Source organism: Bacteroides faecium (genome assembly GCF_012113595.1).
Lineage (GTDB): Bacteria > Bacteroidota > Bacteroidia > Bacteroidales > Bacteroidaceae > Bacteroides > Bacteroides faecium.
Genome location: NZ_CP050831.1, coordinates 1,018,492 through 1,044,392, shown reverse-complemented (window position 1 = coordinate 1,044,392; position 25,901 = coordinate 1,018,492). Strand labels below are relative to the sequence as shown.

Below are 25,901 nucleotides of genomic sequence, written 5' to 3'. Positions count from 1 at the left end.
AGTGTATTAATCTTAGTGTATTATAAAGCTAACTGGATGCCGAATGAGAATGTACGCGGGATGGGGTAGCGTCCCTGGTCGATTCCTCTCGAGAACACATTGTAGCTCACACCGGTAGAAGCACTTTCGCCCAAGTCGGGGGTATAGCCTTTATATTTGCTCAATGTAAGCAGGTTCTCCATAGACACGTAGAGACGCAGATTCTGGATCATTGCTTTCTGTAACCATTGTTTGGGGAAAGTATAACCTAAGTCGATTGTTTTCAAGCGTACATACGAACCGTTTTCCAGCCATCTGTCGGTATAAGCCAGCTTGTTGTCCGTACCGTCTATCTTAGAGAAGCGGGGCATATCGGTGTTCTGGTTGTCCGGTCTCCAAGAGTTAGCAACGTCCGTGCTCAGGTTACCGTTGAACGCACCCGATTCGAGACAATAGCGGGGGTAGTTGTAAATCTTGTTACCTGCCACACCGTCGATAAAGATGTTGAGGTCAAAATTGTTCCAATCGCCGCCCAGTCTCAGACCGAAGGTGAAATTAGGAAGCGGGCTGCCCACATCGTGCTGGTCGTTTTCGTCGATCTTGCCATCGCCGTTCCAGTCTTTGTAGCGTACATCGCCTACCTGTGCACCTGGCTGAATCAATTCACCGTATCTGTTCTTGTAGTTTTCAATTTCTTCCATGCTGCGGAAGATTCCGTCTGTTTCAATCAAGTTGAAGTAAGACATGGAGTGGCCTTTCTTGAACATGTTGATACCGCGTCCGCCCGCTCCGTGAGCAGAATAACCCGCAATGGACATGTATTTTCCACCTGCGGTGATTTCAGTCACTTGATTGCTTGCCGTGCTCATGTTGGCACCGATGTAGTAGTTTACTTTGTCGCCGATGGTACTGCGCCATGTGGCTGATACTTCGATACCCTTATTTTGCACTTGACCTGCATTCTGGATAGATAGTCCGCTGATACCTGTTGAAGATGCGTAAGGAATGGGCAACAGTACATTATTTGTATTTTTGATGTAAGCATCGGCAGTCAGTGCCAGTCGACCGTTTAGCAAGGTTACGTCCAAACCTACGTTATAGGTTTCTGTATTTTCCCATGTCAGATCGTCCGGTGATACGGCATTTACGAAAGGTATTGAACCAAACCAGATGCTGTTGCCTTGCAAGTAGTTCATACCATCGCTTACCACACTCTGCGTAGGATAATAGCTGTCTATTTCCTGGTTACCCAGCTTACCATAACTCAGACGCAGTTTCACCTGGTCGAAGATGTTTTCCAATGGACGGAAGAATTTCTCGCGGTTGATGTTCCATCCTACAGATACGGAAGGGAAGCTGCCGAAGCGATGTCCGTCCTTAAAGCGTGAAGAACCGTCGCGGCGGATTGAAGCAGAGAACAGATAACGGTCATCGTAAGAGTACATTACACGTCCGAAGAGAGAAACCAGTGCCTGTTCGTAGATTGAACTGCTTGCTTTCATGGTAAGCACGTTACCGGTCATTGTGTCAATGTATTTGGGTAGGTCTGAGTTGCTGCCATTCAGACCGTAGCTCTTGTCTTTCTGTGCAGAATAACCCGCCATTGCCGAAATAGTATGTTTGCCGAATGTGCGGTCATAGTTCAATGTGTTTTCAAGTACCCACGAGTCGAAGCTGGAAAAACTTTCCGAAAGGTCCGGAGCTTCGTTGATACCGTAAGTCCCCAAATCGTATACATCTTGATAATTGCGGTTCTTCGTATGATTTCTTCTCAAGCCTAGGTTCAATTTGTATTTCAGTCCGTTGATGATTTCAGCCTGAAGATAAGCGTTCAGGAAAATTTGGGTGCTTTCACTCGAAATATCATTGATTTCAGAGATTGCATAAGGGTTCGGCAAGTTGATGTCCGTAGATGTTCCCCAACCGGTAGGGTTCTGTGGATCGAATACGGGAATGACAGTAGGGAAACGCAGAAGCCCGTTCATTGTGTCCTGATCTGTGCCGCCTTTACCTTCTGCAAGACGGATAATTAATGATTCGCCCATCGTCACACGGTTGTTAAGGAAACTGAAGTCGCTTTTCAACCGGATGTTATATGACTCGTGGCTGGTGTTGCGCATAATACCATCTTTATTCAGATACCCGCCCGAAGCGCTGAACGACGCATTTTTAGAACCGCCGGTGACGGATACGTTTGCTTTGTAGACCATAGCAGTGTTCAACATAATGTCTTGCCAGTCTGTGCCTTCACCGATGAAGGGTGTTGCGTCGGTTTCAGAGCCGTACCCATCGGCTGCCATGCCGTAATAGCTTGCAAAGCGGCTGTATTGTTCACCGTTCAGTACATTCAGCTTTTTAGCGTTTTGCTGAATACCTGTGAAGAAGTTCACATCCACTTTGGTCGGCATCTCTTTGCGTCCGCCTTTGGTGGTAATTAGTACCACACCACCTGCTGCACGAGAACCGTAGATGGCAGCCGCAGCCGCATCTTTCAGCACTTCGATAGATTGAATGTCGTTCGGGTCTACCATATTGATGTCACCAAAAGCACCGTCTACTACGAATAGCGGAGCATTGTTTGACAATGAGCTGATACCGCGTACATTGATAGTGGTTCCGTCGTTCGGGTTACCGCTTGAACTCATTACCGTCACACCAGCAATTTTTCCTTGCAAAGCGGTAGCGGCAGTGGTTGCCACATCTCCGTTCAGCTCTTTTGTCCCTACAGAACTTACCGCTCCCGAAAGATGACTTTTCTTGACTGTACCGTAACCGATAACAACTACCTGATCCAGTTGTACATTATCTTCCGCCATCGTTACGTTGATGGGGGCGTTAGAGGTAATCTGCTTTTCAATGGTTTTCATGCCAATGGTCGAGAAGACGAGAATGTCGTTCATCTTCGCATCGATAGTGTATTGACCATCAATATTGGTGATGGTTCCGTTGGTGGTTCCTTTCACCTGGACGGTAACTCCCGGCATCGGTTCATTGGTCGATGCTTCGGTTACTACACCTGTCACCTTTATATTCTGGGCAAAACCGGAAAGGGCAAATAGGCATAATATAAAGAATATATAAAATCTTTTTTTCATAATACTTGGGTATTAAACATATACTGTTTCTATAGAGTTTTTGCAAGTGGTTCACTCTTATCTTATTTACATCGAATAACTGACGGCAATGTGCCCTCTGTCTGTAAGACGCAAATTGAAAGCATGGAGAGTATTTTTGATTCTCTCCATTCATTCTTTGCTTTCAGTGGTAAAATAATAGTGATGCTTTCCTGAAACCCTCTTTTTCCTTAGTCTTATATTAGTTTGCAGCTTTTGCTTTTACAAGTTTCAGGCCGATTTTAACGTATTTACATTCACCTGTATAATTTGATTCGTTGTCACCGTCATGATATTTTAAGGCATATGGAAGATTTTTAAATAGTTTTTTTACCATCTCTTTTTGATCTCCTAAGCTGGAAAGTGGGCCTTCAAGAACGCTTTGTACATCCGGATCATTGAGCACTACCATTAACTTGATTAAAATATCTCTCATTACAACTCCATCAATATTAATTGTCATGTTGTCACCTTCAAGTTTATATTCGCAAGGAATACCGTCCTCAAGGAGAGGAACTAGTGATGTAATCAACTCTTTGGCAACATCGCGAAGATCGGCACGAGTACTTCTGGTTGCAGTAGCTGCCAGGCTCTTAATAAGACTGATAAGAACGCTTGGATTAACTTCTATATAGATTTTTTCGTCCGGTTTTTCGCGGTCGTAGAAGTAACGCATATAATTGTGCGGCATACCTTCAGGGCCACTCCATTCTGGCTTGGTGAAGTCATTACTATATGAATAAATAGCATACATGTTTCCGTTTAATTCGGCAGTAACGCTTTGTAGCATGTTCTTTATTATGTCTTCGACGCCTAAGTTTACACCAGCAACTAGATTCATAATCATAGGACTCATATTACCTGTTAATAAGACGAATAAGCCATTCATCTTTCCTTTAACAGGAATATCCATGGGGCGACCGAGTAGTTCTATTTGAATACTTCCTAAATCAACTTCTACATTAGAATCCCAGTCAAGCCATAAAGGAGAAAATTCCGGTGAGTTGTCGTTGCTGTTTTTGTTCATAACATCTGCAAGATCCCACGTACCAACTAACTTATCATTTTTCAGTACATAGTTAAAGTTAACTGTCATTTTATCACCATCAATATTGCCCTTGAAGGTCATGTCATATGTTTCACCTTTATTTTCGCCTTCAAATATATAATAATCTGGCCCGTTTCTGTATAAAGGAACATTAGCTACAATAATCTCTTTCACTCCTGGAACCGGACTGTTGCCTGTGTATTTGAGTCCCCATCCTGAAACCAGACCACCCATGCCACCCGGTATTGAAGTCGCAATCACCGTTTCAAGGTCAGTTTGGGCTGCTGCGAATGTAAAAGAAGCTGTTTCGTTCTTCTCGTCCACAGTCAGAATCACTTTTTTCCCTTCAAGCACTTCGCCATTGCAAATCATTTCCAGATCGAAGTCACCTTCTATACTATAGTCTCCATTCAAATCGGGGAGTTCCTCGCCCTTTTTGTTATTTTCACTACCATCTAGTTTTTGTTCGAGGTATTCGTCGTCGACACCGTTTACGCAAGAAGTAAATGTACTTGTGTAGCTCAAGAAGCATGCTACACTAATAAGATAAAATAATTTGTTTTTCATTGATATATAATTTTATATTGTTTGATATCTGGGAGCAAAGGTAGGGTGGTTTAGTACGAGGGACAAATATAATTTTATCAAATACTAATACAAAATTAACAAAAAGCATAATAATGAGTAAAAAGAGTGATGTAACCTCTTTGATATCATACTGAAATACTATAAATGAATGTGCTTATTGATATGAAGATTAGATGTATCTATATTTTGTTCGTCTATCTTATTCTCTACTAAAACGAGCTGTCTGCTTATAAAAAGAAAGGATGTGCTTTATTTTTCTGATGCAGAATATTATGATTATATTTACCGCAAAATATACGGAGAATATGGAATGCATCTATATTTGGCAACGAGAAGACTGGCCGTTTTTTACTTGGAATGACTCAAAGCTATCTTATAAATTAGGTAGAGTCCGGGGCTTGCAAGGTAAACTTGTAGGTAAAATGAGCGCATTGGGGTTTGAGCTAAAAAACAGTGCTATGCTTGATGCGCTAACGTCTGATATCACAAAATCATCAGAAATAGAAGGAGAAATATTGAATGTTGATCAAGTACGTTCTTCTGTAGCTCGCCATTTGGGAATAGAAATAGAAGGATTGCCAGATGCGGATCGTTATGTGGACGGCGTAGTACAAGTAATGATAGACGCTACTCAAAACTATATGAAACCATTGACAGATGAACGTCTTTTTGACTGGCATGCTGCTTTGTTTCCTACAGGACGAAGCGGTACATATAAAATAACAGTTGCTGATTGGCGACAAGGTGCGGAACCGATGCAAGTTATATCGGGTGCAATGGGAAAAGAGAGAATTCATTATCAGGCACCTGATTCAAATAATGTGCCTCATGAGATGAGTGTGTTTTTAGCTTGGGCAAATGACAGCCAAAAGATAGATTCGGTATTGAAAGCAGCTATTGCTCACTTGTGGTTTGTTACCATTCATCCCTTTGATGATGGAAATGGACGTATATCCCGAACGATAACCGATCTGTTTTTGGCTCGTGCAGATGAAATGCCACATCGTTTCTATAGTATGTCTGCTGAAATACGGAAGCAGCGTAAAGGATATTATGAAATATTGGAGAAAACACAAAAGGGTGATTTGGCTATAACTGCCTGGCTTGAATGGTTTCTCGATTGTTTGGAAGCTGCATTGCTTGATACTGAAAAATCAATTCGTACAATTCTACAGAAAGCAACCTTTTGGGATAAGCATCGGGAGATTTCGATGAACGAACGGCAGATAAGGATGGTGAATATGCTTTGGGATGGTTTCGATGGAAAGCTGACTTCTTCCAAATGGGGAAAAATCACAAAATGTTCTCCTGACACTGCGTTGCGTGATATACAGGATTTAATAAATAAAGGAATATTACGTAAAATGGATGAAGGCGGACGAAGTACTAACTATGAATTGGCTCTATAAAAGTATTTGCGGAGAATAATACTGTTATTCTCCGCAATATATGCGGAGAAAATATGTCTTATTCTCCGCATTTTATTTCCTAAGTATTTAGTTTTCATTATCTGCGAAAAGACGTTGGAAGATTGTTTTATTTAATCTCTGCAGTTCTTTCTTTCGATTATAAAATTTCATAGTTCTTTCTTTTTAAATTCCACCACGGTAATAATAACGGCTGTTATTTTTTAGCTATTGTAAATATATAGGCATTCCGATTTATATTTCATAATGTAGTAGCTTAAAAAAGAAATGCTTACCGAAGTATTTATCTGTCAGCACATATCTGAAGTGTATTGCCCTTTGGATGAAGTTCAAAATGTGGCAGGTTGGGAGAAATTTGCTCGTTGCTTGGCTGATTCGAAATACAAAGTATTTATTACCGGGAGTAATGCGCAGATGCTTAGCAAAGAAATATATACAACTCTTGGGGGAAGATATATTGCTATGGAAATTTATCCATTTTCTTTTGTTGAGTATTTGCAGTGTAACCATTATTTATTGCCTCGCCATTGGGAGTATGATACCACTGTGAAGACTGATTTGGTATGTGTAAATATTTAGTATCATACAAGAATGAGTCAAATTAAAATTATCACTAAGTTCATTACCGCACGTAAATGAATGAGCATTTGTTCTCAATTACTGATTCGCATAAGTATAACATGAATCTTAAACTCATAAATTCCACCAGTTTCACCTTATATCTGAAACAAGGATGAATAAGGAGATAGCGGGTGAAAGCGTAGAAAAAATCAAGGTAAAATCTCCCGTTATTGCTTTCACCTTTCAAATTTATTTATATCGATTGCTGAACATATAGAGCCACCGTGCTGAATATATAGATTCAATGTGGTAAGTATATAGATACAATGTGTTGAATATATAGATCTACCAACTCAAGTGTTAGTAGATGAAGCTCAAGGTGTTAATACCTTACATCCAGGCCGTTAATACCTGATGGATTGTCTATTAATACCTGACAGCAGATTTGCTATAAGCATATTTTCATTTGCTATAATCATATCCGGATTAGCTATAATGATATTGTTTTTAGCTCAAGGGGTATTTTGAAAAGACAAGGTGAAACCGAGAATGTTCTGTTTTACCTGAATTTACCACTTGCTTTCACCCGCTATCTCCTTATTTATCGGCATTTCGACAATTAGGTGAAATCGATGAAGAGCAATGATCTTATAGTGGAATTTATGATACTTTATTGATTAAGAAAGAGGTAAGTTACACAGTATTCCGCTATCGGATGATTCAGGACTGCACAGTTTAGTTCACCCTCGTATCGGTTTAAACTAATTCATCCCTACATAGTTATTTATCCTAATTATTTATCCTAAAACAAACATTGAAAGATTTATTTTCTTAATTTTGTGCTAAAACCAAATAGTAATGGAAGAAAAAGGAAGTAGTATGGAACAAGCGGACAGATATATTCGTTTCGACTGGGCAATCAAGAGACTGCTTCGTCAAAAAGCTAATTTCGGTGTGTTGGAAGGTTTTCTCACGGTATTTCTTGGGGAAGAGGTGAAAATTATCGAGATACTGGAAAGTGAAAGTAATCAGCAGACAGCCGATGATAAGTTTAATCGTGTAGATATCAAAGCCAAAAATGATAAGGATGAGATAATCATCATTGAGGTTCAGAACACTCGTGAACTGTACTATCTGGAGCGTATTCTCTATGGAGTGGCGAAAGCCATCACGGAGCATATCTCTCTTGGTGAACGTTATTATGAGGTGAAGAAAATTTATTCAATCAGTATCTTATACTTCGATATCGGCAAAGGGGATGACTACTTATACCACGGTCAGAACAACTTCGTCGGAGTACATACGAATGACCGTCTTGAAGTGACTACCAAGGAGAAAGACGCATTGGTGCATAAGCTTCCTGCCGAAATCTTTCCCGAGTACTTCCTGGTTCGGGTAAATGAATTTAATAAGGTGGCGGTCACTCCTTTGGAAGAATGGGTGGAGTATCTGAAAACAGGCTGCATCCGTCCTGATACAGAAGCTCCGGGGTTGAAAGAAGCCCGTGAGAAATTGGTGTATTATAATATGTCCAAAGCGGAGCGGCAGGCTTATGATGAACATTTGAGCGCTATCATGATACAGAATGATGTGTTGGATGGGGCGAAATTGGAAGGACGTATGGAAGGACGTATGGAAGGACGCATGGAAGGACGCATGGAAGGTCGTGCTGAAGGACTTGCAGAAGGTCGCATGGAAGTTGCCAGTAACATGAAAAAGCTGGGAGTTCCTGTCGAGATTATCATGCAAAGTACTGGATTATCAGAAAAGGATATAGAGAGCTTATAAGTAATATAGCTATTACGAAACAGCCCTTTATATCAATTTTTCTTTAGCACAATTCATGGTGACCGGTTGATTGGCTTTCTCCGGGAAAGTTCCCTCTGTGGTTTGATAAACAGATTCACCGGAATGTTGCATCCATTTTTCAATCTCCTTCCATGCCTGAATAGCTTCTTCGGGCATGGAACCGTCAGCCTTTGGACCCACATTTGCCAGGAAGTTTCCACCCCAGGCACGTAAAATCACTAGTTTTTCGATTACATCATTTCCTGTATTCATCTGGTCGCTATTGGAGTAGCCCCATCAGCGGCTGGGCCAGCACGGGTCATTGGTTTCAAACCATCCCTCAAAACGTTTGGTTGGCAAAACCCCTTCCGAATCACCGTAATCTCCCGGTTCTCCATTGCGGCGGTTGATAATAATGCCTGGTTGCAGGCGCCGTATTTCATCGTTGGATATTTCACCATGTCCACCGTCGAACCACATCAGGTCGATTCTTCCGTAGTTGGTGAGCAATTCCCGTACTTGGTTGGCTACCATTTTCTTACGATTTTCCTCATGGCTTGCGGATTTGTGTGGCAATTGCTGAATCGGTTGATGATAAACATTCAGTATAGATTTCTCTGAATAATCCCAATTTATATAGTCTGCGTCATAATACCAGTCGGGCGGAGAGAAATACAATCCCACTTTTAGTTGGTTCTCGTGACAAGCCTCGACAAATTCTCCAACCAAGTCTCTTCCGTTCATCTTCTGCTTTACGCCAAAATTTCCATAGTTGCTCGGCCACATGGCATAGCCGTCATGGTGTTTGGCAGTCAGCACAATATATCTGAATCCCGCTTTCTTTGCGGCTTTTACCCATTGGCGCGGTTTAAATCGGTTGGGATTCCATGTGTCTGCCAGTGCCCAGTATTCTTTTGGGGTGATAGTCCCGTCTTCCCACGATTTGTTTGCGTACATTCCCCATGACAAATCAATGCCCCCATGAACGGCTGATATACCCCCATGAACGAACAGTCCGAATCCTGCTTCGGGGAACCATTGGGCGTCCGGATGGGTATTTCTTCTTGTTTGAGTAACCGTTACTCCTGAAGCATTCTGCCCCAGGATGAGATGCTGGGCAGAAGCGACTTCATCCGTTTGAGCGTGAAGAAGTATAAAATTACATAGTATGATGCTCCAAAAGAGAACGGCTTGTTTCTTCATTTGCGGGTGTCTGAATACGTTCAGGCTTATTCATAATTGAATAATGAGGCAAAGTTAAGGATGTTTGAGGAGCAAAATAATAAAAGGAGAAGTCAGTTTGGTTTCCAACTTCTCCTTTTCCCTTTCCAGTATATAATCTTAAAGTGACTATTTGAAAACCATCTTCATCGGTCTGCCTATCCAGACTTGTGGTTGCTCAAGGTTGAAAATAGATGCTATGGTAGAAGCTACGTCATATTGCATCATACTCACGTCATCAAAACGAAGTCCTTTTTTGATATTCTTGCCGGAAATGATGAAAGCAGTTTCCATTTCCTGCATGGTTTTGCCGCCATGACCTTTGTCAATGCCGCCGTGGTCGGAAGTTAATATAAAAATAGTATCATCAAGGATTCCAGCGTCTTTTACAGCTTGGACAATTTGTCCGACATAGGTATCCAACTCTTTGAGTTTCTCATAATAGGCGGGAGTGTCATGTCCTTCAGTGTGTCCGGTATGGTCGGGACCGTCGTAGCAGATGGCAACGAGAGCCGGATGTTTCTCCTTTATATAGGCGGATGCCATATTGCCTAATTCTTTGGGAGTCTTGTTGCAATCGGCAACATGATAATGATAACTCATAGAAAGGGTATCCACTAAGTATTTGATTCCTTCCCATTCATAGAGACAGCCGATTTCCGCTTCCGGGCGGGCGTCGCGCAGCAATTGGAAGACAGTAGGGAAGATTCCGTTCTTGTTCAATACACGTGACGGAAGTTCCGGGGTTTTAGATCCCCATTCGGTGTATCCGTGGAGTTCCGGTCCGGCTCCCATAAACATGGATGCCCAGTTGATGGCGCTGGAAGAAGGAAGTGCCGAGCGTTTCTTTAATGTGTAGGAGCCGTCTTCCATTAGTTTTTTGACATTGGGCATGTCTGCTTTGGGTAGGCTATATGCACCCCAGCCATCCAATCCGATAAAAACAACGTGTTTGGCTTTGTCTTTTCCTTTGGCATTGCAGGAGAAGCTGAGACTGAAGAGTAAAGCAAATGTAGTAAGTAGTGTTAAGAGAGTCTGTCTATTCATGATATTTTTATTTATATGGTTAATGTTTTATTCGTTGTTTAATGAGAGGTCATAACTAACGACAAGCAAAGGTAAGCCTATTTTGAAGGAGAGGCAAATATAATATTAGCAGATATTAATACTTTTTTTCAGAGATACGAAATAAAAAGGAAAAGTCAAGAGTTGGCTCCGCATACAGATATTCTTCTTTCCAGTGCGAATGGATAATAGTTTCCAGTGCGGCTGGAAACTATTATTTAGTATTGATTATTCCTTACTCTTCCTGATAAGAATGATCTCTCGGAAAATCGTCTCCATCCCACGCTTTCTTGGAAGTCCAGGGTTGTGAAGCATCTGTCCAAAAGGGATCGTCTGCGGGAAGACCTAACGGCAGGAAAGCAAGTGATGCCATATATAGGCTTCCATTATTGGTATAATAATCCGAGATGCCGGGTTGTGAACCGTTGAAGCCTAGCGTGAGGAAATCTTTCTCGTTGAAATTGCGATTGTTGCCAAACATTCGTTTGATGACAGCCGTCATGCCGGCACGTACCTGCCCGTTTGATAATTCTTCGGGAAGCCAGTTGCGCCAGGCGAGCAGGGCTAATGTCTGCAAAGAACCTGTGCGGTAAGTGATGGAGCGGCCGACAACCGGCAGTGTGCCTTCGGGGGAAATGAGACGTTCGAGAATCATTCCGAATCGTTGCGCACGTGCTATCGCCTTGTGGTAGTCGCAGCCGGGCATGTTCCATATCTTTTTATGTTTGCCTGCTTCGGTGATGATTTCCAGTGCTTCTATGTACATAGGGTGTATCACGAAGCTATTGTAATAGTCGAAAGCGAAGTGGGGACCGTCCGAATACCAGCCGTCACCTACGTACCATTCTTCTATTTTGCGCAAAGAGGAACTGATACGATAGGTGTCGCTGGGCGCTCCCGCCTTTCGAAGAAACGATTCGACGGTAGCGCTGAACAATAACCAGTTGCTATAGGAAGGGTCTACTCGTCTGAGTAGTGTGAATTCTGTAATATAACGTTGCTTGGTCAGGCTGTCCAAAGGCATCCACAAGGCATCGTAACCTCTCAGGAAACTTTCCGCAATATAAGCGGCATCTACCAATGTCTGTCCTTCCTGACGCCACAACAGGTAATCCGGATTTTGAGGGTCCACTGCATTGGCGTAACTTTTCAATGCCCATTCGCGGAGTTGCTTGCGCTGGATTCCTTCCGACGTGTCATCGTCCGCTAATGACAGCCAGGGAGCCAGTCCTGCCATTAATCGTCCGAAACATTCCATATAAGTCACGTCTTTATTGCGTCCGTCCCAGGTCGGGCTCAATTCGACGAGCATATTTTGTTTCAGCAAGCCCTCACTCATATTGCTAAGTACGGGAGCGGCCATTCGGTACATTACTTCGCACCAGATTTCCCTGTCATTCTTTTCAGTTTTCTTTTTAGCCAGAATGCTTTCTGCCGGAATCAACAGGAGCATGAGTAGTAATAACCAATTTTGTCTTTTCATGTATCATTCTATTTATATGGCAAAGGTAGGGCTATTCCGTTGGCGGGACAAATACAATCTTAGCATTAACCAATACTTTTGCATTTTTTATCTCAAACTGATACTTTACTGTGCGAAATGACTTCCGACGGGGTGTCGTATCTTGATTTGTTATATATTTGCCGGCAAACAAAATATTACTATGAAGAAGAATTGGATGTATGGCAGTGTGATGGCTGCCTTGTTTGCCTTGGCGGCAAGCGGTTGTGCTGACTCCCAGCGAACTGTTGAGTTTCGCGGAATCTGTGTGGATGACTTGCACGGTGAGAACGGGCTCTATAACCCCGGAAGAGGATTCCGCCTGGAAACGGCGGTAGATGTGCTGTATGAGAAAGACACTCCTACGAAAGAGTTGGTGGAACTGTCGGAAAAGTACGTGGCGGACAGTGTTTCGCTTTCCCAAAGTTATTTCTATCTTACCTATCTGATAGGTGAGAAGCTGTCCGAAGAGAATTTTCAAACCATGCAGACGTACTTTGATGAATTGCAGAAGCAGGGAAAGAAAGCCGTATTGCGTTTTGCCTACGAAAGAGATTTTATGGGAAGAGCTGCCACAGGGCCTACCGGAGAACAGATATTGGAGCATCTGGACCAGTTGAAACCTTTTCTGGAGAAGAATAAAGACTTGATTCTGGTAATGCAAGCCGGAATGATTGGCGCATGGGGAGAGTGGCATAGTTCTATTCAAGGCTTGGAGAACTCCGAAGAGACAAAAGCTGCGGTATTGGAGAAATTGCTTTCAGTCGTTCCCGAAGAGAGAAATGTGCAAGTGAGACTGCCTGAGTTTAAGAATCTGCTGAAAGACAAACCGGAACTGTATAAAAGACTTTCGTTCCATGATGATTTTATAGTGATACGTCCCGACAGATGGGATGCCGATATGCACGAAGGAACAGCCAAGTTTGACCAGATTGTGAAGGAATCGCCTTATCTCGTAGTAGACGGAGAATTGCCCTGGGGATTTTGGAGCGTAGGTGCCGACCCCGACAGCCCTTCTGCCGGATGGATTATTGACGGTCTGCAAGCGGCAAGACGCTTGTTCCTTCAGCATTATACTTCCTTGAGCATTATCCATAATTATAAGGAGCAGCATCCCAATAACAGATTTGACGAGAATAACCCGCCCGAATATTCCATGATAGTATGGAAGAAAACAATGATAACGGAAGATTCTCTCCGTCAGCATCATATGCCTGTATCCGACAGTTATTTCCAAAAACAGGACGGAACGAAAGTGAAGCGTAATATGTTCGATTATATACGTGACCATTTGGGTTACCGTATCGAATTGCAATCTCTGCAATTACCAAGCGAGTTGCAAACCGGAAAAGAAAACCTGTTGCAACTGAACTTGGTAAACAGAGGTTTTGCCACTGTGTTTGGAGAGCATCCGGTTTACTTTGTGCTGATTGACGATAAAGGGGAAGTTACGGAATTCCCGACCGAAGCTAATCCGTTGGACTGGCAGCCGTTCCAGCCGGGAGATACGACTTATACGCCGTTGACACATTCTGTTGATTTATCTCTTCAATTGCCGGAGTCGGTTCCCGCCGGGAAGTATAAACTGGGGCTGTGGATACCGGATGGCTCGGAAAGGTTGAAGTATAACTTCCGTTATGCTATCCGTTGTGCGAATGGTGATACGGTTTGGGCGGTATCCAAAGATGGAAAATATGGAGTTAATGTATTGACGGCTGTTGAGGTGAAATAAGATTTCTTTTTAGTGGGTTATTTATTTGCACAGAAGTGCAAATAAATAGCTTGGAAATAGAGAAATGATTTAAATAAAATACTATATTTGCCATTATTACGTGCGGAAAATGTGGAGAATTACACATTTTCCGCATATAAATATGGAAAATATGAAAATTTGTAGAGATATTATTGAGCGTTTGAAGCAATGGAAGGATAGCGAAAACCGTAAACCTATTCTTCTGAAAGGTGCGCGCCAAACTGGGAAAACATGGATCATGTCAGAATTTGGAAAGGAGTGTTTCGAATATGTAGCTGAGTTTAATTTTGATAAAACAGAGGAACTCAACAGTATTTTTGAGAAGACCAAGGACATAAACCGGATTCTGAAAGAATTGATGCTTTTCACAGAAGTGCCCATTGAACCGGGAAAGACACTTATTATCTTTGATGAGATTCAAATGTGTGAAGGAGCGTTGAATAGTTTGAAGTATTTTTGTGAAGATGCTCCACAGTATCATGTGATTGCTGCCGGTTCATTGCTGGGAGTCGCCATTCGTAGAAAGAAGATGTCCGTACCTGTGGGTAAAGTACAGATTCTAAAAATGTTTCCTGTCACTTTTAAAGAATTTCTGTTGGCCTCTGACGAACGTACTTATCAATATGTGGATACTTTAAGCTCTTTGGAGGCTTTGCCGGAAATCATTCTCAATAAACTGGAGCTGGAATATAAAAGATATCTTATCTGTGGTGGTATGCCGGAAGCAGTTACTGCATTGTTGGAAAATAAAGGAATGCAAACGGTGGAGGATACATTACAGAATATTTTGGATTTATATACACTGGATTTCTCTAAATATGCTTCTCCTGTAGATATACCACGCATTGATAGTTTGTGGAGTTCTTTACCTTCCCAACTAGCTAAAGAAAATAGGAAATTTATTTACCGTATTGTTAAAACGGGCGCTCGTGCCCGTGAATACGAAGATGCTTTGCTTTGGTTGGAAGAAGCCGGACTGATTTACCGTATTTTTAATGTGTCAAAGCCGGGACTTCCTTTGAGTGCCTATCAAGATTTGTCTGCGTTTAAGGTGTATGCCTGTGATTGTGGGTTGTTACGTCGTTTGGCGAAACTTTCTCCTGAAGTTATTCTTTCTGGAAATTATAGTTATACTGAATTTAAGGGTGCATTGACTGAAAATGCCATTTTACAATCTTTAGTGTCAGGCAATAATGATGTAATGCCCTATTATTGGAGTTCGGAGAATAGGGCGGAGGTTGATTTTGTCTTGCAGTTTCCTACGATGGTTGTTCCTGTAGAAGTAAAGTCGGACACGCGTATCAGTGGCAAAAGTCTTTCTGTTTACACTAATAAATTCAATCCTCCTTTTAGGATTCGTTTCTCGATGAATAATCTTAAAGAGAATGATGGATTGTTAAGCTGCCCTATCCCGTTGACAGACTGGCTATATAAAATAATCAATCTGATGACAACGGGAAAAAATAAGTGATTTCGAAGCAAGTTTGTACATGGACTACAGGGATTCTGATTTATGTATTATAAATCAGCACCACTGTATATGCCACATAGCAAAGTATCATGATACTTCCCTCTATTCGTGTAATCGTCCGTTTGGCAAAGAACAGCCCGAAGAACCAAAGCAGGATACACGAACCTACCAGCGTGAATAAGTCGAAATTAGTGATTCCGCTTAGGCGGAGCGGGGTAATGCTGGCACTGCATCCCAGTACGAAGAAGATATTAAAGAGATTGCTGCCGATCACATTTCCAATGGCAATCTCGGGATTCTTTTTCAGTGCGGCTACGATGGAAGTGGCAAGTTCCGGCAGGGAAGTACCTGCGGCTACCAGCGTCAAGCCGATAATGGATTCGCTTACACCCAGGTTGCGGGCAATACCCGTAGCTCCATTGACGAATAATTGTCCGCCATAAATAAGTGCGGCGAGTCCGCCAAGGATATAAAGGGTGGATTTCCACCACGGAAGCAATTTGATTTCATCTTCCTCGGCAGGCGGGGCGGGGTGCTGTGCATCACCTGCCACAGGCGTGGACGGAGTACGGGCAATGGCGAAGGTATATCCCATGAAGATGGCGAAGAAACAAAGTAGCAATAAACCGTCTACCCTGTTCAGAATATTCTCCGACGCTTTATCCAAAAAGACATCATTGGCGCAGACCAGCAGGACGATAGAAGAAAGTATGCAGAGCGGTATCTCCTTTCTTAGTGTATTCCGGGTGATGACAATCGGGGCAAACAGGGCGGTGCAACCTACAATCATCAGTGTGTTGAAGATATTACTTCCCACCACATTACCTATGGCAATATCCGCACTGCCTTTGAGGGCGGAAGAAACACTGACCGTCAGTTCCGGGGCGGAAGTACCGAATGCGACGATGGTAAGCCCGATAACGATGGGCGGGATACGAAAGCGTTTGGCTACTGAAGCCGAGCCGTCCGTTAATCCGTTAGCTCCTAAAAGAATGAGGATAAGTCCTCCTATAAGAAACAATATATTCATAATTTTTATCCGTTTGGTGGCAAAGATAATCATTTTGGGAGTTGATATGTCAAAAACAATCCGTATGTTTGCTCTGTTTTAATTAAAAAAGAGATTAACCTTCATTCACTATCTGCGAATAATAGGATATGGAAATAAATAGAATAAAAAGATTAGTACTGGTGTTGCTGGTGTCTTCCTTTGCAATGGGGGCTCAGGCACAGTTGGAACAAGCTGTTAAAAAGATATTTGCCGGAGATACCATAGCCGAGACACATCCCGCTTTGAAGCGGGATTCGGACTCTGCCTATGTGGCAGGCCTGCAAAAGACATTGGAAGAATCCCGGCTCAATGAAGCGAACATGCGCATGGAAATGGAGCAGATGAAACTCCAGATGGCTACCGCCGATTCCGTGAAATACGCTCAGCAACGTCAACGCATCGACTCTTTGCGTCAGTTCACGAAGGGAATACCTGTAGTGGCGGATGGCGATACCTTATTCTATCTTTTTACCAAACGTGGCGGATATACTCCCCAGCAACGGGCGCAAATGACAGGCGCGGCAGTTGAGGAACTGGGAAAACGCTTCAATCTCCGTCCCGATTCTGTTTCTATCGACCATTCGGATATTGTCTCCGATTTGATGTATGGCAATAAGGTGTTGCTTTCCCTTACAGACCAGGATGCATTGTGGGAAGGGGTTTCCCGCGACTCTCTAGCCAAAGAGAGACGGGAGAATGTTGTCTCCAAACTGCATGAGATGAAGGCTGAACATAGCATTTGGCGGATGGCAAAGCGGATTCTTTATTTCGTACTGGTGATTGTCGGACAGTATTTACTTTTCCGTCTCACAAACTGGCTGTTCCATAAATTGAAAGCACGCATCCTGCGTTTGAAGGATACGAAGATAAAGCCTGTCTCTATTCAAGGATATGAATTGCTTGATACCCAGAAGCAAGCCAACCTGCTGGTCTTTCTCGCCAGTGTAGGGCGGTATATCCTGATGGCGTTGCAACTGCTGTTCACCGTTCCTCTTATTTTTATTATATTCCCGCAGACAGAAGGGCTGGCATACCGATTGCTGGGATATATATGGAATCCGATTCGGGGTATCTTTGTCAGTATCGTGGATTATATTCCCAAGTTGTTCACTATCATCGTTATCTGGTATGCGGTGAAGTATCTGGTGCGTCTGGTGCTTTATCTGGCACGTGAGGTAGAGGCGGGACGCCTTAAATTTAACGGTTTCTACCCGGACTGGGCGATGCCGACTTTCCATATCATCCGATTTCTGCTTTATGCATTTATGATTGCGATGATTTACCCTTATCTGCCGGGGGCTAGTTCCGGTGTGTTCCAGGGAATCTCCGTCTTTGTCGGATTGATTGTTTCGCTCGGCTCAAGTACGGTTATCGGTAATATCATTGCCGGACTGGTGATTACCTATATGCGTCCGTTCAAGATGGGCGACCGGATTAAGTTGAACGATACCATCGGAAATATTATAGAAAAAACTCCTCTTGTCACCCGTATCCGTACACCTAAAAATGAAGTGGTCACCGTGCCTAATTCATTTATCATGTCATCGCATACGGTGAATTACAGTACTTCGGCGCGTGAGTATGGTTTGATTATCCACACTGAAGTGTCGATAGGTTATGATGTGCCTTGGCGACGGGTGAATCCTTTGCTGATTGAAGCGGCATTGAATACCCCGGGTGTGGTGGATGACCCGCGTCCGTTCGTGCTTGAAACTTCACTGAGCGACTGGTATCCGGTCTATCAGATTAATGCCTATATCAAGGATGCCAACCGGATGTCGCAAATTTATTCGGATTTGTATCAGAATATCCAGGATAAGTTCAATGAAGCGGGAATAGAAATCATGTCACCGCATTACATGGCTGTGCGGGATGGAAACGAGACGACGACTCCAAAAGATGACCTGAGTAGAAGTAAGTCTTCGGATACTGCTGAAAAGGCATAAATACATCTGAAACAAATAAAGATAGAAAATAAGAGGTGTCCCTTTCATCGCGAAGGAGACACCCCGGGTTGTGTGTTTTTTCACTGAGAGTAGAATTTATTTCTTTCGGGTGACTGTGTAAAGCACATTTCCCTTTTTATCAATCATACGTAAATTAAGTTCTTTCTTGTCGATGGAACAGACAGAGAAACCCGGTTCGGGGCTACAGAACTTGGTGCCTTCAATCGGCTCTACTTTGCGTGCCAGTGAACCGGCCGAATTGACGATATAGTCGATATCGCTTCCGGAGACTCTGATATGCTGGAAGTTATGGATATGTCCGCAAATGTACATATCTACTTTATGTTTCCGCAAAATAGAATCTACACGTTTCTGCATATCCAGGCGCTCGCTTTCATCTTTCGGTGTGTAGGCATAAATCGGATGATGTCCGGCTACGATAATCCAGTCTTCTTTGGCATTGGTCAGTACGGAATCCAGCCATGCCAACTGTTCGCTGGCGTCTTGCTTGCAGGCATCAGGATATTGGTCGGTTTCGTTGCGGTATTTGTCAATGAGCGGAGCCGTATCGAGCCAAATGATGCGGATGGTAGCACCTTTTTCTTCGAACGCTTTCGTGTAGTAACGGGCAGGCATTGACCAGCGACGGCTGACGTTGGTGTAATCCAGTACGGCCTGCGTGTTTCCACGATATTCGTGGTTGCCTAAGACGGGAAACCAGTCAATCATCAGTTCCGGATGAGAGTAGATGAGTTCGTAGTTGGTCATCCACAGCGGGTCGTTCACGCTGCGTACTCCTTCGAAATGATGAATATCTCCGGTGGCAAGTACAAATTCGGGACCGATCTCTTCCGCCATTGTGCCCATTTGTTCGGCGATTGGCTTTTGGTCATAGTAGCCGTTGCGACCCAGGTCATTGGCAATGTAGAAGTTGAATTTCTTGTCAAAAATGGAATAGTCAGCTATCTGTGCCTGGATGACTGTACAGATGGAGAACAGGAGAAGAATGAATAAACTTTTTACCTTCATATTGGATTGGTTATTAATGATTTATATGTTGATTTCTTATACTGGATATCCCTCGTTTTTTTTGTTTTAAAGGAAGAGGGCGTTTCTTTTAAACCAACGCTTCGTTCCTTTTAAACCAACGGGGTGTTTCTTTTAAAGGAACGGATGCTGTCTTTTTTATATCGTTAGAAGTTGATTTTTACGCCGGCATTAATCTTTACACCGTAGTGTTCGGATTGCATGGTGCGGTCTTTCGTTCCCTGATAGTAACGCAACGGTTGGTTCAGCAAGTTGTTGGCTTCGGCATAGAAAGTTGTTTTCAGTTTTTTGCCGAATGTGTAGCTTGCGTTCAGATCCATGTAGTCCACTTTGTCATAGTAGCGGTCGTAGAAAGAACTTTCGCCCATTTCGTCGATGAAGTCGGAAGCGAAGTTGTAGGACAGGCGAATGTTGAGGCCTGCTTTTTCGAAGTAGAGAGAAGCGTTTGCGGTATGTTCGGGAGAACCCGGTAGTCTCAGGTCTTTTTCATTCTCGCGTCCTTCGAAGTTGAAGTTGTTTACTTTGCTGTGGGTATAGGTATAGTTTCCGTAGAATCCGATACATTTCAGGGCGGGGGCGATAAAGCCGAAGTCACGTTGATAACCGATTTCTACCCCGAGAAGATTGGCGTCGCCGGCATTCTTCGGTTGCATGAATTTATCGTAGGAGTTGCCTTCGTATTCGTATCCGCGGCTTGTCTGTGTCACGATGAAGTCGTTGATGTCTTTGTAGAAAATGCCGAGACTTACAAGACCTACACTTTTGAAGTAATAGTCGGCACTAAGGTCGAAGTTGAAAGAGGTGGTCGGTTTCAGTTCCGGATTTCCCAGTGTCAGTTCATTGTCTTTGTTGTTGATGTTGACATTCGGAATCAGTGCCGAGTATTTCGGGCGGGAAAGTGTTTCAGTGAATGAGCCGCGAATCTTGAAATCGTCGCTAACATCATATTTAAGCAGGATGGAAGGCAGGATATTCAGATAATTATCTTTTGCGTCGGGCGTTACGGTCAGTGATTCGGGGTCGCCGTCTGCGTCTAGGGTCAGTTTGCGGCCGTTGTATTTCAGATGTGTGTGTTCGATACGTATTCCTGCCATGGCACTTAGTTTCTTTCCGAAGTTTTGGTCGAAACGGATATAGCCGGCTGTGACGGTTTCTTTGGCTTTGTATTCCCCTGCCAGTTCTTCGAGGTTTTCGGTTTTGGTGAATAAGTTGCTGTTGTTCAGGTCTAATCCGCCTGTATATTCTTTGCTGATAAACGAGCCTGCTTTGTATTTTTCGCCCGGCATATATCCTTTTCTGCTTTGCTCGGTGACATGGGCGAAGCTGTTTTCTTTGAAAGCGTTTTCATTGTCCGCGGTAGGTTCGTACTCATAGAACTCCAGGTCTTTGTCTTTGCTCTTGCTTACTATCTTACCGCCGAAACGAAGTTTGTTGCTATAGAATCCTTTCGCTAGCGGCAACTTGAAGTTCATTGAGAATTTCAGGTCTTCTTCTACGATGTCTTCCTGTTGTTCTGTCAGTTCCTGCAACTTGAAGTCTTCGTTCAGTACAAGCGTGGAGCCTTCCTGCGCTGTGGCAAACGGCCGGCGGATGTCATTGAGGTCTATATCGAATTTTTGTTTCTTCAGTTCATAGCCTAGGTAGCGTTCGTTGGGGCGTTCTTCGGAAGCACGGGCGTAGGAAGCATTCCAGTCCATGGATAATTTGCCGAAGAGATGTTCGCCGCCGAGGGTGAAGTCCATTGTACGCTGACGTTCGAGTCGGGCGTTGCGGTTGTTGGAGCTTCCGGCTTTGGTCTGCAGGCGTACGCTTGCGTTATTGTCGGCTATGGCTCCTTCTTTTTTCTTGTTGACATCTTTGTTGAGGTCTTTCAAGGTAAGACGGTAGCGGTTTTCCCAGTCGTTACGGTTGTTGAAGATGCCTTTGAAAGTCAGTTTGTGGTTGGCGTTGATGTCCCAGTCGAAAGCTGCGGAGTAACTTTGGCGTTCGCGGGTGACGTAGTACTGGCGGATTTGATAGTCCGTCAGGCAGAGAGTACCTTCGGAATCCTGGCCCCATACAAACTCTACGTCGTCCGAACCTGAGGGGGCATTCTGATAAGAAGCGGATAGTATTACTCCCAGTTTATCATGAAAGAAACGGTCGCCGTAAGTGAAGCCGAGGTTTAGCTGCGCTTTTTCGCTTATCCAGTTGTAACCGCTTCCGGCAGTGGCTGCGATGGTGCGTTTATAAGGTGAGTTCTTGGTGATCAGGTTGATGGAACCGCCGATAGCGTCACCGTCCATATCCGGGGTGACTACCTTATTGACTTCGATGGTCTGAATCATGTCGGAAGGAATTAGGTCTAATTGCACGTTGCGGGTGTCTCCTTCGGCAGACGGGACACGGTTGCCGTTGATAGTCACCGAACTAAGGTCGGCAGAAGTTCCGCGGACTTGTCCGAAGCGGGCCTCTCCCTGATCATATTGTACGTTGATGCCTGAGATACGTTTCAGGGCATCGCCTATATTGGAGTCGGGAAATTTTCCGACCTGGTCGGCAGAAACGATATTGGTGATTCCTAATTGGTTCTTTTGCGAATTGATGGCACGGCGTTGGCCCTGGAAAGCGCCGCCTACCACTACTTCCTGCAATTCCAGTCCCTCATTGAGCACTACGTCTTTTTCGAGTGTCTTTCCGGCAGGGATGGTGATTTTCATTTCAACGGGTGAGTAACCTACATAACTGACTTTTACGGTGTATGTGCCCGGTGTAAGATTGGCGAATGTGTAGTAACCGTTGACATCACTGGTCACTCCGGTTTTCAGGTTTTCGATGTAAATGGATGCTCCCGGAAGAATCTGTTTGGAAGTGTCTACAATTCGTCCGCGGATAGTCCCTTGTTTGACTACGTTCACTCTCTCTTCTGCGAAAGTGCTGCCGCTTGTGCTCATCATTAAAAGAGCGAATGAGAGTAATTTTAAAAGTCGTTTCATAAATGTTAGCGTGCGTTAATTATTTGCTGCAAAAGTAGAGGGTTGACGTTTCTTACTTTTTACAGTTCATTGAAGAACGCGTAACAAATATGTTACGATTGTATGTCTTTCTTAGCTTGGCGTGCCTGTCAGTTGCTGTCGGGCGTGGACGTCGTGGTGTAGTGAACGTCGAAACGTCCGTTAGTCAGCTGGTTGCCGTTGCCGAATGTACCGCTGATTATCTTCATGCTTGTGTCAAAGCGGCTTATAAAGGCTGTTCCGTTTTCCAATTCCTTTTCTGCAAACTTTATGTCGGTGATGACAGATTCCTCGCCTTCTTTGGGAGACAAGATGGTGAATCTGATATTAAAATCGGGGTTTACGGCAACAGAAGCAGATAGTTGTTTTTCTTTTTCGTCATAGAAAAACGATTTGCTGGTCCATAATCCGGATTGGTCCCAATTCCGATAACGTCCGCCTACATAGAGCCAGCCGTCTACGAGACATCCGAATGTATTTTCGCCTGTGGTTGTGGCGGGTGGCATTACTGTGACGTCAACTGTTTCGTCATCTATACAGCTCCAAAAATTGATGATGGAGAGAAGAATGAGTATATATTTCTTCATGGTTATTGGTGGTTTTCGTTAAAAATAATAAGATAGTCCGCCGGAGATATTGAGACGGGAGAGGTTGGCATCCTGATTCTCGTCAAATTTGACAGTGACTGTTTCTCCATGATAATGGGATTTCATTCTGAAAAGTCCGGTAGCCAGATATTGTACTCCTATCCCGATTCCCAAATTGGGAGTCAGCTTGTAGTTGACGTTGCTGTTGATAAGAAGCCCGATATTTCCGGCTGTTACTTTTCGTGTTTTACCGAATACCTGACTGTTGTTCCGGAAGAACATCCCACCGGGGCCTGCAGTCATACGAACCTGCCAATGTTTTGTGTTGGCATTGCACATTCCGATTTGAGCACCGATGAAATGAATCAACAGGTGGTCGCTCCCTTCCGAATGACTTCCTTTGGAAGAGAATCCCGTGTAGACAGCTCCGAAAATGAAACGCTTGAGAGGTCGGAAGTAGTATTGCCCGTCCCAGCTAACGCCTTGTGCAAGCTCGCGTTGGTAGCTGTGGGTGCTCAATGTCAGGCTGGGCGTGCCTTTGAACATATTGCCATAGCCGACATGGAAAGAGAACTCATGCCGCTCAAAATTCCTCTGCGCAAAGAGAGGTGTGTGGCAAATCAGTACAATCAATAAAAGAATTGTTCTCACTTGTGTTTGATTCATCTTGAATAAATGTATTAGCTAGTTAGTTTTTACAAAACTAGCAAATAAACTAGACTTTTTCGCAACGTATTAAAACTTTTTGTCCATTATTTAGGGTGCTGGCAAATAAATAGGCTTCTCCGCCTTCTGTCAGGCTGATTCGTTTACGAAGTTCGGCTACCGATGCGGGAAAGTTGCGGACAGTAAGATTTGCTTTCTTGAGGTCTGCCAGGCTCTCTTTTATTTCCTTCTTATTGAAGCTGCACTGGCTGACGATGCGGAATGTTCTTCCGGGGAAGTCTGTAATCAGACTATCGGAAGTGTAAAGGTGACTGTTAGGATGCAGCTTCTTTACAGGATAGGCTGCGGCAATACTGCGGAAGGCACCGGCTTTCAGGAGAGATGTATTCGGCTCATACAGGTAATTCTCCAATGTGTCTGTGTAGGTACATTCGCCGCGTTGTTCCTGTTCACGGGTGAAAACGAAGTGTTGTTCTCTTTGTTCCTTCTGTTTGCCTTGTATTTTCTGTTCGCTTTTAGTAGAGAGGTTCACGCAATGAATTGGAATTTCTTCCGGTGTATCTTGTCCGAGCAATAATAGTAGCTCTTTACATTCGTTATTGACGGATATGATGTGGACTTCCTGCGTATGTTTCAACTCTTTCAAAGCCAGTGAGAGGTCGAGCATGGGGGACAGCTTGACCATTACCAGTTTGGCTTTGCTTAGTAAAAGCTCTTCCAGTTTGGCGACATCCGGTTCGCAGTCGGAGATGGCGACGGTTTTACCGCCGTGCTCGTTGCGGCGGGCAGGGTCGAGGAAGATACAGTCTACGGGGGACATTGCTTTCAGATGGGCTACTCCATCCTCGTTTCTGACGGTTATATGGTTCAGGTTGAGTATGGGAAAGTTGTGTGCTGCAATTTCACAAAGCTCTTCCTGACGTTCTACGTAGGTGGCTGATTTGAGTCCGGCGGCAAGGAAAGAACAGTCTATTCCGAATCCTGCGGTAAGGTCGGTCAGAGAATCGCCTTGCAGGAGAGTTGCTTTGTAACGGGCGGTGATTTCCGAAGAGCATTGCTCCATTGATAGGTGTTTCGGATACCATATATCTTCTATCTCTTTCCACGACGGGATTTTCTCGGCAGCTATTTGGCGGCCTGCTATTTGGGTGATGGCAGTCGGCATATCTACGTCCGGATACTTTTTAGCTTGCAAAGCCAGGGTGCGTACATCATCCGACTGGTGCTCACGAATGAAAAGCTGGGTTTCGGGAGAGATTTTCATAAGGATATGATTATTACATTATATGATGTTGGCATTCATCGTTGAATACCGGTTTATGGTATTACATTATATTTTTGGCGCGCCACTTCACGGCTGCAAAAGTTGAAATGCCACCATTCGCTGGGCAGTGCCCGAAATCCGGCTTCTTTCATTACTTTTCGCAGCAGTATCCGGTTCTGCCGTTCTGTTTCACTCATTTTTCCGTTACGTATCAGTTCGCTTTCCTGGGTGATATGAGCTTCTGCACCCAAGTGGTCTACTTTCGTTCCCATGGGTAACGGTTGTCCCAAAGAGTCTTGAATGCTGATATCTACTGCCAGCCCGTAATTGTGAAGCCCGCCACCATTATCCGGATTAGAAACGTATTTGTATTTAGATGTTCCTTTCACTACATTCCACATTTTTTTTTGTACGGACATCGGGCGGGCAGCATCATAAATAAGGAGACTATACGACGGATGCAGTTCTTTCAATACTCTTTGTGCTTTTATAAGAGCATATGCCGCATCCGGGTGCAGATAGGCTTCCGACAAATCATCGTAAAGAACCTCTCCTGTGAAATTATCCGCTTGTGTGTACATCAGCTTCACGACAAGGCTGCTGTCAAGTTCGGCCACGTCTATCAGTCCTAAAGAATCCATATAGCGAGCCATCGGACTTTTTTCCGGCTGTGGGGCAGGAAGAACGGCTTCACTGACTTGTATGGTATCTATATGTTCAGTCTCTGCTTTTGTGGAATCCTTTCTTTCCTTTGTCCCGGAAATACAGGAACACCACATCATCAGAACACAAAAAGCAGGCAAACAGTGTTTCAGAAATCTCATTGTACTTT

The 25,901-nt window shown here is 43.8% G+C and carries 18 protein-coding genes and 1 pseudogene; 6 read left to right on the top strand and 13 right to left on the bottom strand.

Translation table 11 applies throughout. The features are described 5' to 3' along the window. Positions 1 to 20: 20 nt before the first annotated feature. Together BacF7301_RS03860 and BacF7301_RS03855 are read right to left on the bottom strand one after the other, a co-directional pair. The gene (locus BacF7301_RS03860) at positions 21 to 3,074 is read right to left on the bottom strand and encodes a SusC/RagA family TonB-linked outer membrane protein (RefSeq protein ID WP_167960381.1); all 3,054 of its coding nucleotides are present in this window, start codon (positions 3,072 to 3,074) and stop codon (positions 21 to 23) included. 220 nt (positions 3,075 to 3,294) lie between these two features. Further along, positions 3,295 to 4,707, bottom strand: a complete 1,413-nt coding sequence (locus tag BacF7301_RS03855; RefSeq protein ID WP_167960379.1) for a DUF4925 domain-containing protein — start codon at positions 4,705 to 4,707, stop codon at positions 3,295 to 3,297. A gap of 326 nt (positions 4,708 to 5,033) precedes the next feature. On the opposite strand from BacF7301_RS03855, the gene BacF7301_RS03850 reads away from it, so the two are divergent. The 3 genes from BacF7301_RS03850 to BacF7301_RS03840 all read left to right on the top strand — a co-directional run bounded on the left by BacF7301_RS03850 (position 5,034) and on the right by BacF7301_RS03840 (position 8,504). Beyond that, entirely contained in the window at positions 5,034 to 6,137 is a 1,104-nt protein-coding gene (locus BacF7301_RS03850) for a Fic family protein (RefSeq protein ID WP_167967093.1), read from the top strand. A 285-nt stretch (positions 6,138 to 6,422) separates the two neighbouring features. Next, entirely contained in the window at positions 6,423 to 6,734 is a 312-nt protein-coding gene (locus BacF7301_RS03845; RefSeq protein ID WP_167960377.1) for an ATP-binding protein, read from the top strand. Positions 6,735 to 7,595: 861 nt separating this feature from the next. Next, the gene (locus tag BacF7301_RS03840; RefSeq protein WP_167967092.1) at positions 7,596 to 8,504 is read left to right on the top strand and encodes an Rpn family recombination-promoting nuclease/putative transposase; all 909 of its coding nucleotides are present in this window, start codon (positions 7,596 to 7,598) and stop codon (positions 8,502 to 8,504) included. Between the two features lie 27 nt (positions 8,505 to 8,531). On the opposite strand, the pseudogene BacF7301_RS03835 reads toward BacF7301_RS03840, so the two are convergent. The 4 genes and pseudogenes from BacF7301_RS03835 to BacF7301_RS03820 all read right to left on the bottom strand — a co-directional run. Next, a pseudogene (locus BacF7301_RS03835) lies at positions 8,532 to 8,789 on the bottom strand (alpha-L-fucosidase); the annotation flags it as partial. A 12-nt stretch (positions 8,790 to 8,801) separates the two neighbouring features. Then, entirely contained in the window at positions 8,802 to 9,707 is a 906-nt protein-coding gene (locus BacF7301_RS03830) for an alpha-L-fucosidase (RefSeq protein WP_167960373.1), read from the bottom strand. Between the two features lie 147 nt (positions 9,708 to 9,854). Further along, positions 9,855 to 10,772, bottom strand: coding sequence for an alkaline phosphatase family protein (locus BacF7301_RS03825; protein ID WP_167960371.1), 918 nt, complete (start codon positions 10,770 to 10,772; stop codon positions 9,855 to 9,857). Between the two features lie 253 nt (positions 10,773 to 11,025). Further along, positions 11,026 to 12,273 carry a DUF2264 domain-containing protein gene (locus BacF7301_RS03820; RefSeq protein WP_167960369.1) on the bottom strand — a complete coding sequence of 416 codons (1,248 nt, stop codon included), beginning with the start codon at positions 12,271 to 12,273 and terminating at the stop codon, positions 11,026 to 11,028. Positions 12,274 to 12,454: 181 nt separating this feature from the next. On the opposite strand from BacF7301_RS03820, the gene BacF7301_RS03815 reads away from it, so the two are divergent. Further along, positions 12,455 to 14,023: a DUF4832 domain-containing protein gene (locus tag BacF7301_RS03815; RefSeq protein ID WP_167960367.1), complete on the top strand. Its 1,569-nt coding sequence runs from the start codon at positions 12,455 to 12,457 to the stop codon at positions 14,021 to 14,023. A 151-nt stretch (positions 14,024 to 14,174) separates the two neighbouring features. After that, entirely contained in the window at positions 14,175 to 15,515 is a 1,341-nt protein-coding gene (locus tag BacF7301_RS03810; RefSeq protein ID WP_167960365.1) for an ATP-binding protein, read from the top strand. Positions 15,516 to 15,555: 40 nt separating this feature from the next. Here the strand turns inward: BacF7301_RS03810 and BacF7301_RS03805 are convergent, their stop codons facing one another. Further along, entirely contained in the window at positions 15,556 to 16,545 is a 990-nt protein-coding gene (locus BacF7301_RS03805) for a calcium/sodium antiporter (protein ID WP_167960363.1), read from the bottom strand. 128 nt (positions 16,546 to 16,673) lie between these two features. Here BacF7301_RS03805 and BacF7301_RS03800 point away from each other — a divergent pair, with 128 nt between their 5' ends. Then, positions 16,674 to 18,512 (top strand): mechanosensitive ion channel family protein, encoded by a 1,839-nt coding sequence (locus BacF7301_RS03800; RefSeq protein ID WP_167960361.1) that lies wholly within the window; start codon positions 16,674 to 16,676, stop codon positions 18,510 to 18,512. Positions 18,513 to 18,608: 96 nt separating this feature from the next. Here BacF7301_RS03800 and BacF7301_RS03795 read toward each other — a convergent pair whose 3' ends face one another. From BacF7301_RS03795 to BacF7301_RS03770, 6 genes are all read right to left on the bottom strand, one after another. Beyond that, positions 18,609 to 19,541, bottom strand: a complete 933-nt coding sequence (locus tag BacF7301_RS03795; protein ID WP_167960359.1) for a metallophosphoesterase — start codon at positions 19,539 to 19,541, stop codon at positions 18,609 to 18,611. Positions 19,542 to 19,705: 164 nt separating this feature from the next. Continuing rightward, complete coding sequence (locus BacF7301_RS03790; RefSeq protein ID WP_167960357.1) at positions 19,706 to 22,534, bottom strand: TonB-dependent receptor; 2,829 nt, start codon at positions 22,532 to 22,534, stop codon at positions 19,706 to 19,708. A gap of 128 nt (positions 22,535 to 22,662) precedes the next feature. Beyond that, positions 22,663 to 23,139, bottom strand: a complete 477-nt coding sequence (locus BacF7301_RS03785; protein ID WP_167960355.1) for a Riean_0653 family protein — start codon at positions 23,137 to 23,139, stop codon at positions 22,663 to 22,665. Between the two features lie 18 nt (positions 23,140 to 23,157). Further along, entirely contained in the window at positions 23,158 to 23,805 is a 648-nt protein-coding gene (locus BacF7301_RS03780) for a hypothetical protein (protein WP_167960353.1), read from the bottom strand. A gap of 49 nt (positions 23,806 to 23,854) precedes the next feature. Continuing rightward, the gene (locus BacF7301_RS03775; RefSeq protein ID WP_167960351.1) at positions 23,855 to 25,069 is read right to left on the bottom strand and encodes a THUMP-like domain-containing protein; all 1,215 of its coding nucleotides are present in this window, start codon (positions 25,067 to 25,069) and stop codon (positions 23,855 to 23,857) included. 53 nt (positions 25,070 to 25,122) lie between these two features. Further along, on the bottom strand, positions 25,123 to 25,893 hold the full coding sequence (locus BacF7301_RS03770) for a M15 family metallopeptidase (RefSeq protein ID WP_167960349.1): 771 nt from the start codon (positions 25,891 to 25,893) through the stop codon (positions 25,123 to 25,125). Positions 25,894 to 25,901: the final 8 nt, after the last annotated feature.